Source organism: Paenibacillus rhizophilus (genome assembly GCF_003854965.1).
Classification (GTDB): domain Bacteria; phylum Bacillota; class Bacilli; order Paenibacillales; family Paenibacillaceae; genus Paenibacillus_AQ; species Paenibacillus_AQ rhizophilus.
On the sequence record NZ_RQPI01000001.1, the window covers coordinates 118,877 to 132,451 of the forward strand.

Here is a 13,575-nt window from a genome sequence, read left to right on the forward strand (position 1 = left end):
TGGTAATTTTGGAGCGATGCAACTGCTGCTAACGGCGGTGTGCATCGCCTTTTTTCGCAACATCTGTTATGCTGATAGGGAGTCTCAAATGAAAGGGTTTAAAACATCATGAAATTTGCCGTGCTTGATTTTGAAACAACGGGAACCCAGTCCGTAGGTGAAATTATTCAGGTCGGACTTGCCATTATAGAAGAAGACCGGACCATTTCGCGTGTATACGGTTCCTACGTCAAGCCCGGAGGACCGATACCCCCTTTTATTACCGGTTTAACCGGCATTACCGACAGCGATGTGCAGGACGCGCCTGAACTTGAAGAGATGATGATGGAACTGGTGCCCCTGCTGAATGATGTCGTGCTTGTCGGGCATAATGTCTCTTTCGATTTTCATTTTCTGCAGAACGCCTTGGACCGGTGCGGGTATTTGCCGTTTCAGGGCCGTATTCTCGATACGATCGATTTTCTGAAAATCTGTTTTCCGTCGCTCACCTCTTACCAGCTTGGAGGCGTCAGCTCCCATTTCGGAATTATCCATGAGCGTCCGCATCAGGCGGACAGCGATGCGCTAGCGACAGCGCACGTGCTGCTGAAATGTCTGGACGAGCTGTACAGCCAGCCACTGCTTACGGTGCAGCGTCTGACCGAGTTGTTTGCAGGCGAAGACAGCGATTTAAGCTGGTTCTTTGAGAGCCTGCTCGGCGAACGCGAAATGGAATCGTTTCAGCCTGAAGGCGAGCTTCATTTCTACCGTCAGCTTGCGCTGGCCGTCGATGATTGGACGGATCTGCCTCCTCCCCGGGGGGAGGGCGATAATCCAGCGGAGCAGCTGTCTTTTGAAGACTACATGGAAGAGGTCGTCAGGCGGCTGCGAAGCATCCTGCCCCAATACGAAAGCCGGCAGGCTCAGGAGATCATGTTCGGCGAAGTGATCCAAGCGCTGGAAGAAGAGAAGCATTTACTGATCGAGGCGGGCACGGGAACCGGCAAATCGCTCGGTTATTTGCTGCCTGCCATTTACCAGAGCGTCCGTAGCGGTCAAAAAGTGATGGTCAGCACTCATACGATTAATCTTCAGGACCAGCTTCGCGAACGAGATATTCCTTTATTGACCGAGACCGTGCCCTTTCCGTTCAAAGCGGCGGTGTTTAAAGGAAGAGGACACTATTTGTGTCTGCGTAAATTTGAACATAAAATAAATAAAAGAGATTTCGTCTCCCCGAGAGAGGACACGCTGACTGCCGCGCAAATGATCGTGTGGCTCACTCAGACTGAATCGGGCGACGACGAAGAGCTGAATATGAGCAGCCGGGGCGGCGACTTTTGGGAAACGGTGGCGAGCGATACCGACTCCTGCCTGGGGCGGGCTTGTCCGTGGTTCCGTAAATGCTACTATCATCGCGCCAAGCATGAGGCAGGGAACGCCGACGTGGTAATTACCAACCATTCCAAATTGTTTGCCGATGTAAAAGCGGGCCATCAGCTCCTTCCTTCCTATGACTACCTTGTGATTGACGAGGCGCATCAGTTGGAGGAAGTGGCAGGAAAGCATCTGGGCATGCATATGAAGCATTTTACCGTTTCCCATACGCTGAATCGTCTGTACAAAGACAGCCGGAATGGTCAGCTCCCGGCGCTGCGTCAGATTCTTCAAAGCTCGGGCAGCGAGCAGGCTTCCGAGTGGAGCGGCGTTATCGACAGGCTGTACCCCGATCTACTTACCGTAAAAGAGTCGTGGGATCTGCTGAGCGAGAAGCTGTTCGCCCTGATGCCGGAACGCGCCGACTCGTCGGCGGGAGAAGCGGGGCAGCTTGTGCACCGCCTTCTTCCCACCAAGAAGCCAAAAGGTTGGGAAGAGCTTGCTTCGCTTGAGAATACACTGAATCTGTCGTTAAGCGATATTATCCGCAAGGGCGACAAAATGCTGTCCGAGATGCGTGATCAGGAAGGCCAATCTTCGGCTGACAGCCTTGTAACCGATGTCGGCGGACTATTCAAAGATTTGGCCGATATCCGCGAGCAGGTGCGTTTTTTTATGGGCATGAACGATGAAAATGTTGTATATTGGCTGGAGGCAAATGGAAATTACCGCAGCAAGTCGCTGCAGCTCTATGCCGTGCCCGTCGATGTCAGCGCCCAGTTGAAGGAACTCTTTTTCGATAAGAAAAAAAGCATCGTTCTGACGTCTGCAACCTTGTCCGTCGATAAATCGTTCCAGTTTATGATCGACAATCTGGGTCTGAATGAGGCTCATGAGGAAGGGCGGCTGTCTACTGTACAGCTTCCTTCTCCGTTCCGATACCGGGATCAGGCGCTTCTGGTCATTCCGCGGGATTTCCCCAGCGTGAAGGGCACGGTGGGCGACGCCCGGTTCGTCGATATGCTGGTTCATTCCCTGGCCGAGGCTGCGGTAACGACGAGGGGACGCATGCTGGTGCTGTTCACATCGTACAAGATGCTGCGCCAGGTCTACGACCCGCTCAAGGAGGCGCTGGCCTCCGAGGAGATCGCCGTGCTGGGCCAGGGCGTCGAAGGAGGCAGCCGGAGCAAGCTGCTCCGCCGCTTCCAGGAAAATTCCGCTTCCGTTCTGCTGGGAACGAGCAGCTTCTGGGAAGGGGTGGATATTCCCGGCGACGCGCTAACTTGCCTGGCAATCGTCAGATTGCCTTTTCAACCGCCGAACCACCCGCTTGCTGAAGCCAAAGCCGAGCTGCTGCAGGCGCAGAAAAAGAATCCGTTCATGAAGCTGTCCGTGCCTCAGGCCGTCATCCGTTTCAAACAGGGATTCGGCCGCCTTGTGCGGACCGCGCAGGATCGCGGAATTGTTATCGTATATGATACCAGAGTAATCGAATCTTATTACGGAAAATACTTCCTGTACTCCTTGCCGGGACCCAAAATGGAGCATATGACAACAGAGCAGATGGTTCCGCGAATCGCCGAGTGGCTGCAGCATGACGGCGCATCTTAGATTCGTATCGGCCATTGTACACATAGGCCGATCACCAGTTTTAGCAGGTTGTTTTTTAAACGGATTGGCCATTGTACAACATAGGCCGATCACCGGTTTTAGCCTTACCGCTTTTAGAAACAGATCGGCCATTGTACAACATAGGCCGATCGCCCGGTTTTAGCCTTACCGCTTTTAGAAACAGATCGGCCATTGTACAACATAGGCCGATCTGCCGGGTTTTAGCCTTGCCGGTTTTAAATCTTTTGGCGGGTTCTGTAAGTAAATCCCGCCATTCGTAAAGCGTGTCCCGAACGGGACGATAAGCGATCCTTCACCCGTCTGATCAAGGTTCCGCCCAACTTCCGCCAACGCCAATTGCCATTAGCGGGTGTCCAGAGGGCGGCAGCCCTTGGGGCCCTCCCTTGGAAGGGAGGGTTTGGGAGGGATCGATAATCTTTTAGGAGGAGAACACATGAAATCGGACAAAATATCGGAGGCCGTTGTCCGCAGATTGCCTGTGTATCTGCGGTTTTTGAACGATCTGAACAGACGCGAAATCGCTACTGTTTCTTCTCAAGAGCTTGGACAGCGACTCGATTTAAATCCTGCGCAAATACGAAAGGATTTAGCCTATTTCGGAGACTTCGGCAGAAAAGGAATCGGCTATGACGTTCCGTACCTGATCGAGAAAATCCGCCATATCCTAAAGCTGGATCAGCCGATCAACGTTGCTTTGGTCGGAGCCGGTAACCTGGGCCATGCGCTATCCAATTACAATGCATATTTGAAAGATACGATGAAAATAACGGCCGTCTTCGATTCATATCAGCCGAAGGTCGGAACCAAAATCAATACACTGACCGTCCAGCCCATGGACGAGCTTGCAAATACCGTCCGTGAGCAGGGCATCCGCATCGGCATCATTACCGTGCCTGATCAGGAAGCACAAAATGTCGCGGATATTCTCATTGAATCCGGCATTGAAGCGATTCTGAACTTTGCGCCGGTAATCCTGAAGACGCCATCCGAGGTTCGCGTGCATGCTGCCGATTTTACGACCGACCTGCAAAGCTTGGCGTATTATCTCCACGAAGGAAAGGAAGAGGAAGTTGATGGGCAATAAATGGATGATCCGCGGCGGCAAGTTCGCCGTGCCCGGCGCTGATAAGCCTGTTATCGACGGGTATATGGTTATCGATAACGATCTGATCACATACATAGGGGAAGAACCGCCTGCGCTCGAAGAAGACGTTCCTTCCTTTGACGGAAGCCGTCTTCTGTTCTTGCCCGGACTGGTCAATACGCATGGGCACGCGGCGATGTCTCTGCTGCGCGGCTACGGAGACGATCTTGCTCTTCAGGTATGGCTCCAGGAGAAAATGTGGCCGATGGAGGGGAAATTCACTGGCGACGACGTTTACTGGGGAACCGCCCTGTCGGTACTGGAAATGCTTAAGGGAGGAACAACGACGTTTCTCGATATGTACGATCACATGGGCCGGGTCGCGGAAGTGGCGGAAGCTTCCGGAATACGCTCCGTCCTGATGCGGGGCGTAATCGGACTGTGTCCGCCGGAAGTGCAGGACCAGAAGCTTGCTGAAGCGATTGCTTTTGCACAAGAATGGCACGGTAAAGCGAACGGCAGAATCACGGCCATGATATCGCCGCATTCTCCTTATACCTGCCCTCCGGATTATTTCGAGAAATTCGTTCAGGCCGCCCATGACCTGGACTTGCCTATTCATACGCATATGTCCGAAACGCGGCGGGAAGTGGAGCAGAACGAAGCGGATTACGGACTGCGGCCCGTAGCCCATCTCGAGAAGCTTGGCATGTTCACCCGCCCGTCGCTTGTGGCGCACGGCGTCCATCTGAATGACGAGGAAATTGAAATTCTTGCCCGTAAGTCTGTCGGTGTTTCCCATAATCCGGGCAGCAACCTGAAGCTGGCCAGCGGGGTGGCTCGCGTACCCGAGCTGCTGAAGGCGGGCGTTACGGTATCGCTCGGAACGGACGGTCCGGCTAGCAATAACAACCTGGACATGTTTGAAGAAATGCGACTGGCCGCGCTGATCCATAAAGGAGTGTCCGGCGATCCGACGGCGGTTCCGGCCGGCGAAGCGCTGCGTATGGGAACGGAGTATGGCGCGAAGTCTGTGTTCCTTAATCAAGTGGGACGGCTCGCGCCGGGTATGAAGGCCGATTTTATCGCCATCGACATTGACCAGCCGCATCTGCTGCCGCATACGGATCTTATATCACATGCCGTATACTCGGCCAGCGCCAAGGACGTCGAGCATGTATGGGTGGACGGCAAGCAAGTTGTCAAAAACGGGAAGTCCCTGACCCTTGACGAAGAGGAGATCCGCCGAAAAGCCCAGGAAGCTTTCGAGGGCCTGCTGAAGCGGTAAGAAGATTGGAGCCAAAGGTTTCTTTTTAGAAGGAGAGCTGCACGTTGAGAAAAAGGAGAAAATGGATTTTTTACGGGGCGTTCCTGGCCCTGCTCCTTCTGTTCGGTTTATATCAATTTTTTGCCTACGTGCTGAAGGATCAATGGAGCGAGCGCAGCGCAGCCGAAGCCACGGCAATAAGCAGGGCGGGGCTTACGGAAATCAACCAAGCTCAGAAATCGGTCTGGGACGAAAACGCCATTTACTGGGTCCTTACCGGCAAAAACAAGACCGGAACTGAAATGATGGTGTGGGTGCGCTTTACTACTGAAGGAAAGCCGGTAGAGGGTGAGAATGCTGTGCATGCCGAAGAGCTGTCTCAAGGCATATCAGAGGAAAAAATGCGGCAGATTATCGCCTCCTCGCTTCCCGGCATCAAGATTGAGCGATTGCTTCCAGGCGCATACAACGGCGAGTACGCCTGGCAGCTTTTTTATAAAGACGGAGACCGATATTATTATCGGTTCTACCGCTTCTCGGACGGTGAGCAGATCGGCGACGGCTATAGCCTGCCCAACCGTTAACGAGGCGTAAACGAAGAACCACCAAACCCTTTAGGGATGGCTGGTTCTTTTTTTCTGTAGATTTATTTTTCAGACAGCTCGGCAAAAAGTAAACGATAAAAATGATCTTTGGCCATTCGTTCTTTCCAAGGCGTATGTCCGCAATGCTCCAGCAAGTGATAACGGAAGTCTTGAAGAACTGCAGAAAGAGGCTGTATCACGCCGGAGTAGGGATGAGGATCATGTAACCCGTGAATCGCGATTACAGGACAGACGATTTTAGAACCCAGCTTCAATAGTTCGCCGGACAACCTAAGTTCACTGGCCTCTTTCCATATGTACTGAAAAATATTCAAATCAACTTTTACCTCGTTATCATCACAAGGTAAGGGATTGAAGACATCCGATTTTACCAAAATATTTCCATATTGGCGAAGGATTTCATTCATATCGGGTCCCGATTTTTCCAGATCGGCCTCAAGTTCGCGAACTCTTTGTCTATCCTGCTCGTTTAACCTGGCTAACCGGATGGCCCACAGATCTTTGGCGTATTCCTGCTCGAACGGGCCGCTGCCAACAAGAATTAATTTCCTGACGAGATCCGGGTAGGAGGCCGTAAAAATATAGCTCAACCAAGCTCCCCAGGAGTAACCGACCAAACAGACGGGTCCGCTGCCGCAGTCCTCAATATCCCTCTTGAGCTCCAAGATTAATTCGTTTATGGTCAGCCGGGTCTGAAAGGACTCGACAACTCCGATTCTCTGCGATAAATAATCCGCAACTCCAGCCATTTCTCCGGCAGCGCCAGGCCCGCCATGAATTAAAAAGGTTTGATAGGGAGGCTTGCCGTACGTTTTTGCCACTTCAGTAAATCTCCTTTCATACGGTTCTTCGGGAAATGATACTTTTACAAATAAAACCGAAGGGAAAAAATAGAAGGTAAAATTTTAAACATTATTCACAATTAATTCGTTCTAGTATATACACCTATGATATACTACTAGATGTATCAAGGCATGGCAAAAAGCATGCCAGACTCGGAATGGCGCTGGGCACGCTGCTTGGAAAGTTATAAAGTTTGTCATCATTTGAGAGGAGGACGTTGCTTGAAACTTCGTCTAATGCCTGTATTGTTGACCGCGCTGCTGTCGGCCGCGCTGCTGTTCGGCGGTTGGTTTCTGTATCGTCAATTTGTAGTTCAGGAGCCGCTAGAAAAGATTATAAGCAGCTATAAGGGAGTCAACACTTCCCATATTTCTATTAACCGCAATGCAGTCACTCTGAAACTTGATTTGCAGCCAGGCACGAAATTACGTGAACTGGTTCAATATATAAATACCGAAGGCAAGTCCGCGATTGGCGGACGGACCGTGAATTTGGATGTGGAACAGCACTCTAACCAAAACCTTGACGAATATTGGGAAAAAGCGATGTTTTCCGTAGCGGAGGCGATGGAAAGCCGTAAATATACGCTTATTCCGGAGACGCTGAAAGAGCTGTCCACCCAGTACACGAACGTTACCGCCACGACGGAAATCGACGACAAAAATGTATATGTAAGTCTGACGGACGGCAAAGAGAGCAAATTTATCATTTTACCGCGCGAGCCGGAAACGATGGGGGTATGGAACAATGCCTAAATGGAGTAAAGAAGTATTGATCGGATTTGTCCCTGTGCTGCTGATTTTTTTAGCTTTTCTCGGTGTTAATGTCGTTCCGATTATCGTTGCGGTTGCCATGGTCGGCGCTCTGCTGGCTATTACCCATTTGCGCGGCGGCATCGCTGTTAATGCGGGCGCGGAGAAGAAGCGTAAGAAGAACGGTCCGGCAAAGCTGACGTTTGAAGAAATCGGTGGACAGGACAGTGCGAAGCAGGAGCTGCGCGAGGCGCTCGATTTTCTGATCCGGCATGAAGAAATCAGCAAGTTCGGCATCCGTCCGCTTAAGGGGATTCTCCTTACAGGACCTCCCGGAACGGGCAAGACGCTGATGGCGAAGGCTGCGGCCCACTACACGAACTCGGTATTCGTTGCGGCTTCCGGCAGTGAATTCGTGGAAATGTATGTCGGTGTTGGCGCCGGACGCATCCGCGATCTGTTCAAGGATGCCCGGGGCCGCGCCGCTAAGGAGAACAAGGAGAGCGCGATTATTTTCATCGACGAAATCGATGTAATCGGAGGCAAACGCGAAGGAGGGCAGCAGCGGGAGTACGACCAGACGCTGAACCAGCTACTGACCGAAATGGACGGCATCTATAACTCGGATACACCGCGCATACTGCTGATCGCAGCCACCAACCGGAAGGAAATGCTGGACCCCGCACTGCTGCGGCCGGGACGTTTCGACCGTCACATTCAGGTGGACATGCCCGATAAAAAGGGCCGCAAGTCGATACTCGAACTGCATGCGAAGAACAAGCCGCTTCATTCCGAAGTCGATTTGGACAAAATCGCGGAGGAAGCTTACGGCTTCTCTGGAGCCCAACTCGAAAGCGTCATGAACGAAGCAGCCATCTATATGATGCGCGATAATCTGATCCAAGTGGAGCATCGTCATTTGGCGATGGCAATCGACAAGGTGATGATGGGCGAGAAGACGGACCGCGAGACGAATCAGGAAGAGAAGAAGCGGGTGGCGATCCACGAGCTGGGACATGCCATTACGGCTGAGCTTCTGCGACCCGGCAGCGTCAGTCAGGTAACGCTCACTCCGCGCGGACAAGCGCTCGGCTATGTTAGACATAACCCGCAGCAGGAGCAGTACTTATACACGAAGGATTACCTGGAAGAGCAGATCATGATCGCTCTGGGCGGAGCGGCTGCCGAGGAAATGTATTACGGCGGACGCAGCACCGGCTCCCGCGGCGATTTCGATCAGGCGCTGGGCATCGTGGAAATGATGATGAAATCGGGCCTGACCTCGCTTGGCATCGCCAAGCTGGAGATGGTGACGACGGAAGAACTGATGAAAGAAAATAGTAAAATATTGGATGAGTTGATGGAGCGTACCCGCTCACTTTTGGAAAATAAACGCAATGTTTTCGATTATTCCTTGGATATCCTAATGAAGGAAGAAGTGCTTTCCGGGGAACAATTTCGTTGTCAATTTCGTGACAGTGTCCTTTTACCGGCATAATTCTTGATGCCGGTTATTTTTTTTTACTTTTCAGACATGCTAAGATATTATTATATGTCGGAGTATGCTGTTTTTTTCGACAGATAAAAAGGTGCTACAAAAATGTAGAGATACCTGAGAGGATGGAGGCTTTTTATGAATTTTAAGAAAATCGGTGTCATCGGCGGAGGCACGATGGGACAAGGGATTGCCGAGATGTTGGCAGCCAAGGGTCTGGACGTGCTGCTGGTGGAGAAGACGCCGGAGAAATTGGACTACTCCTACAGCATGATTGAGACAAGCCTTGATAAGCAACTGGAGAAATGGGCAATTACCCAAGCTGAGAAGAAGCTTATCCTTGGCCGCATCCAAAAAGTGACGCATTTCGCGGAACTTAGCGCCTGCGACATGGTAATCGAAACGATCATTGAGGATCTGGAAGAGAAAAAGAAAGTATTCAATCAGCTGGACCAAGTGTGTCCGAACAATATCATTCTTGCCAGCAACACTTCCACACTCAGCTTGACCGAACTTGCAAGCTCTACAATGTATCCTGAACGCGTGATCGGCATGCACTTTATTTATCCCGTCGCCAAGGTTGACGTCGTGGAAATCGTCCGCGGCCTCAAGACATCCGACACGACTTTTGAACATACGAAAGCTTTTGTTGACGATGTTGTCGAGAAGAAAGGCGTAATGATTTACGAATCCCCGGGATTTGTAACTTCACGCCTCATTTGCCTGTTCATTAATGAAGCTATGCATGTTCTTCAAGAAGGCGTAGCATCTCCTGAAGACATCGACGATGCAATGCGTATCGGCTACCAATTCCAATACGGACCGCTTGAAATGGCTGACCGTTTCGGCCTGGATTCGGTGCTTGCCGCTCTGGAGCGCATGTTCCGCGAGTACGGCGAACTGAAATACCGTCCGTCGACCATTCTCAAAAAGATGGTGCGTGCGGGACAACTGGGCATGAAATCGGGCGAAGGCTTCTTCAAGTATGACAAGGATGGTGACCGTGTATGAAAGTTCTAGTAATTAATGCAGGCTCTTCTTCGCTGAAATATCAGCTCTATGACATGACTGATGAATCCGTGTTGGCCAAAGGTTTGGTCGAGCGCATAGGTATGGATTCCTCGATCCTGACCCACAAGCCGACAGGCAAACAGGAAGTTACCGAAGTAAGCGAAATTCTGGAACATACAACGGCCATTCGTAAAGTGCTGGCCAATCTGACCGACAAGGAGCATGGCGTGATCGATTCTATCAAAGAGATCAATGCTGTCGGTCACCGCGTCGTTCACGGCGGCGAGACATTTAAGGCATCGGCACTGGTAGACGGAGCGGCCAAATCGGAAATCCGCCGGTTGTTCGACCTTGCACCGCTACATAACCCGGCGGCTGTTATGGGTATTACCGCTTCGGAAGTCAATATGCCGGGTATTCCCCAGGTTGTCGTATTCGATACCGCGTTCCATCAAACGATGCCTGAGAAAGCTTATATGTACGCCATTCCGAGAGTGCTGTACAACAAGTACAAAGTTCGCCGCTACGGCGCGCACGGCACATCCCATGATTTTGTAAGCAAGGCTGCGGCCGAGTACCTCGGACGTCCTCTGGAAGACCTCAAAATCATCACCTGCCATATCGGCAACGGCGCCAGCGTTACCGCCGTTCAAGGCGGAGTTTCGATGGACACCTCGATGGGCATGACTCCCCTGGAAGGCCTGATGATGGGTACGCGCAGCGGCGACATCGACCCGGCGATCGTTCCTTATGTCATGAACAAGGAAGAGCTTACTTCCGGCGAAGCCAGCTCCATGCTCAACAAGCACAGCGGATTGCTAGCCATTTCCGGAACAAGCAGCGACATGCGCGACATCATTGACGGCTATGAGAAGGGCGAGCCGAATTCCACATTGGCTTTTGAAATGTACGAATATCGTTTGCGCAAATATATCGGTTCCTATGTGGCAGCGATGGACGGCGTTGACGTCATCGTCTTCACGGCCGGCGTAGGCGAGAATGCGTCATTGCTTCGCGAGAAGGTTCTGAGCAACCTGACCTTCCTTGGAATCGAACTTGACAAAGAAGCGAACAAGGTCCGCTCCGGCGATCCTCGTCGCATTTCTGCCAGCGGCTCCAAGGTGGAAGTGCTTGTCGTTCCGACCAACGAAGAACTCGTGATTGCCCGCGATACACTTCGCATCGTGCAAGAACAAGCGTAAAGAGATACAATAAGATCATAAGAGATGGTTGGAACGTCCTTTCGAGGACGTTCCCCGTTTCTCGTAGAAATATAAGATAAGGATAAGCGCGATGCTTATTCTTTCTTATATTTTTAAAGAAAAAGGAATCCACAGCCAAAGGCCCGGGTAGCGGCCTTTGGCTGTCGGACCTTTAACCGCACTTCTAAAGAGGAGAGATTGAGGGCATGGCTAACAAAACTGTTATCCTGGGCGTGAAAGATCATGTCGGAGAAAGCGTCGTCATTGGCTGCTGGGTAAACAACAAACGCTCCAGCGGTAAGATTCAGTTCCTGCAGCTGCGGGACGGAACCGGTTATATTCAGGGAGTCGTCGTAAAATCGGAAGTGCCGGAGGACGTCTGGAACGACGCCAAAAGTCTGACTCAGGAAAGCTCCCTGTACGTCACGGGAATCATCCGCGAAGAACCCCGCAGCCAATCGGGATTTGAAATGACAGTGACCGGAATTGAAATTCTGCACCTGACCGAGAATTATCCGATTACGCCGAAGGAGCACGGGGTCGACTTCTTAATGGATCACCGTCATCTGTGGCTCCGCTCCTCGAAGCAGCGGGCGATTCTTGTGATCCGGGCGGAAATAATCCGGGCCGTTCAGGAGTATTTCGATATCAACGGCTTTACGCTCGTTGACCCTCCCATTCTGACCCCGACTTCAGCGGAAGGTACGACTAATTTGTTCCACACCAAGTACTTTGAAGAGGACGCCTATTTGACCCAGAGCGGACAGCTCTACATGGAAGCCGCAGCGATGGCGCTGGGGCGTGTATACTCGTTCGGACCGACTTTCCGGGCGGAGAAATCCAAAACCCGCCGGCATTTGATCGAGTTCTGGATGATCGAGCCGGAGATGGCTTTCACAGAGCATGAAGAAAGTCTGCGTGTGCAGGAGGAGTTCATCAGCCATGTCGTGCAATCCGTTCTGAAGAACTGCAAGGCAGAGCTGGAGGCGGTCGGCCGCGATATTTCCAAGCTGGAAAATATCAAGGCGCCTTTCCCGCGCATTACTTACGACGATGCGATCACATTCCTGAACGGCAAAGGCTTCGACATCCCTTGGGGCGAGGACTTCGGCGCGCCGCATGAAACGGCGATTGCCGAAGAATACGACAAGCCGGTGTTCATTACCCATTATCCGGCCGGAATCAAGGCTTTCTATATGAAGCCCGATCCAAATCGTCCGGATGTCGTGCTGTGCGCGGATATGATTGCTCCGGAAGGCTACGGGGAAATTATCGGCGGATCGCAGCGGATCGATGATCCTGTGCTCCTTGAAGAGCGCTTCAAAGAGCATGAGCTTTCGCTTGATACGTACAAATGGTATATGGATCTTCGTACGTACGGCTCTGTTCCGCATTCCGGTTTCGGTCTTGGTCTGGAACGGACTGTAGCCTGGATTTGCGGTCTGGATCATGTTCGCGAGACGATTCCGTTTCCACGCATGTTGTACCGTCTCTACCCTTAAGAATGAGAGGAGGCGCTTATGGACGGCAAAGAAAGAACCAGCTGGAGCGAAGGCGTAACCTTCGGGCTGCAGAGCGGGATGGCCGTTATTCCTTATGCGCTTCTCACCGCTTACCGCAAGCTTAATTTAACCGGCAGCGAGACACTGCTGCTTATTCATCTGCTCTCTTTTCGCCAGATTGAAGGAAAGGACTTTCCTTCGCTGGAGGAGCTTCAGGCTGTAACCGGCCGCAGCGCGTCTGTCATTGCAGGTGAACTGCAGAAGCTGATTAAAGAAGGGTTCTTGAAAATTGAAGCGGGCAGCGACGAGCGTCAGGGGCTCCATTACGAGCGCTATGACTTTTCCGGGCTGTATGATAAACTAGGACGCTATCTTTCGTCGCAGCGAAATTCAACGGCATTAGGGGCGGACAGCAATTCGTTCCAGCGAGGTGCCCGGTCATCGTCATCGGAGAAGGGCGAATGGATTCAATCCGGAGTTGTTTCCGGTGAAGCGGAAAGCCCCAGCCTCTTCGTCGTATTCGAGAAGGAATTCGGCCGCCCGCTTTCTCCGATGGAATGCGAGACAATCTCCGGCTGGCTGGACCAGGACCGCTACCCCGAGGAGCTCATTCTGCTCGCTCTGAAGGAGTCGGTGTTCGCCGGCAAAGTATATTTTCGTTATATCGACCGGATTCTGCTGGAGTGGAGCCGCAACCGTGTGAAGAACGCTCAGGACGTTAAGGCGTATTCCCAGCGGTTCCGCGGGGGAAGTTAGAAGGCGTAAGGATATCATTGGCGTTCCAGTTAAAAATGAAAATTATTAATGAAAAACCGCAGTTCCAAGA

General features: G+C 51.8%; 11 protein-coding genes. 10 read left to right on the plus strand and 1 reads right to left on the minus strand.

All coding sequences use genetic code 11. The annotated features are described in order from the left end of the window. Positions 1-108 precede the first annotated feature (108 nt). From dinG to EH198_RS00635, 4 genes are all read left to right on the plus strand, one after another. Positions 109-2,967: an ATP-dependent DNA helicase DinG gene (gene dinG / locus EH198_RS00620; RefSeq protein ID WP_124693626.1), complete on the plus strand. Its 2,859-nt coding sequence runs from the start codon at positions 109-111 to the stop codon at positions 2,965-2,967. Between the two features lie 454 nt (positions 2,968-3,421). After that, a complete protein-coding gene (locus EH198_RS00625; RefSeq protein ID WP_124693627.1) occupies positions 3,422-4,072 on the plus strand; it encodes a redox-sensing transcriptional repressor Rex in 651 nt (216 codons plus the stop codon). Then, a complete protein-coding gene (locus tag EH198_RS00630; protein ID WP_124693628.1) occupies positions 4,059-5,360 on the plus strand; it encodes an amidohydrolase in 1,302 nt (433 codons plus the stop codon). Before EH198_RS00625 ends, EH198_RS00630 begins: the two co-directional genes overlap by 14 nt. Before the next feature lie 44 nt (positions 5,361-5,404). Beyond that, positions 5,405-5,923: a cell wall elongation regulator TseB-like domain-containing protein gene (locus EH198_RS00635; RefSeq protein ID WP_124693629.1), complete on the plus strand. Its 519-nt coding sequence runs from the start codon at positions 5,405-5,407 to the stop codon at positions 5,921-5,923. A 62-nt stretch (positions 5,924-5,985) separates the two neighbouring features. Here EH198_RS00635 and EH198_RS00640 read toward each other — a convergent pair whose 3' ends face one another. Then, positions 5,986-6,765, minus strand: a complete 780-nt coding sequence (locus EH198_RS00640; RefSeq protein WP_221621466.1) for an alpha/beta fold hydrolase — start codon at positions 6,763-6,765, stop codon at positions 5,986-5,988. 243 nt (positions 6,766-7,008) lie between these two features. Here EH198_RS00640 and EH198_RS00645 point away from each other — a divergent pair, with 243 nt between their 5' ends. The 6 genes from EH198_RS00645 (at position 7,009) to EH198_RS00670 (ending at position 13,505) form a co-directional block, all read left to right on the plus strand. Continuing rightward, positions 7,009-7,542, plus strand: coding sequence for a hypothetical protein (locus EH198_RS00645; protein ID WP_124693630.1), 534 nt, complete (start codon positions 7,009-7,011; stop codon positions 7,540-7,542). Further along, positions 7,535-9,037 (plus strand): AAA family ATPase, encoded by a 1,503-nt coding sequence (locus EH198_RS00650; RefSeq protein ID WP_124693631.1) that lies wholly within the window; start codon positions 7,535-7,537, stop codon positions 9,035-9,037. Before EH198_RS00645 ends, EH198_RS00650 begins: the two co-directional genes overlap by 8 nt. A 135-nt stretch (positions 9,038-9,172) precedes the next feature. After that, positions 9,173-10,045 (plus strand): 3-hydroxyacyl-CoA dehydrogenase family protein, encoded by an 873-nt coding sequence (locus EH198_RS00655; RefSeq protein WP_124693632.1) that lies wholly within the window; start codon positions 9,173-9,175, stop codon positions 10,043-10,045. Further along, on the plus strand, positions 10,042-11,247 hold the full coding sequence (locus EH198_RS00660) for an acetate/propionate family kinase (protein ID WP_124693633.1): 1,206 nt from the start codon (positions 10,042-10,044) through the stop codon (positions 11,245-11,247). The genes EH198_RS00655 and EH198_RS00660 overlap by 4 nt, the downstream gene beginning before the upstream one ends. A gap of 206 nt (positions 11,248-11,453) precedes the next feature. After that, complete coding sequence (gene asnS, locus EH198_RS00665) at positions 11,454-12,749, plus strand: asparagine--tRNA ligase (RefSeq protein ID WP_124693634.1); 1,296 nt, start codon at positions 11,454-11,456, stop codon at positions 12,747-12,749. Positions 12,750-12,767: 18 nt separating this feature from the next. Continuing rightward, positions 12,768-13,505, plus strand: a complete 738-nt coding sequence (locus tag EH198_RS00670; RefSeq protein ID WP_124693635.1) for a DnaD domain protein — start codon at positions 12,768-12,770, stop codon at positions 13,503-13,505. The last annotated feature ends 70 nt before the right edge of the window (positions 13,506-13,575 follow it).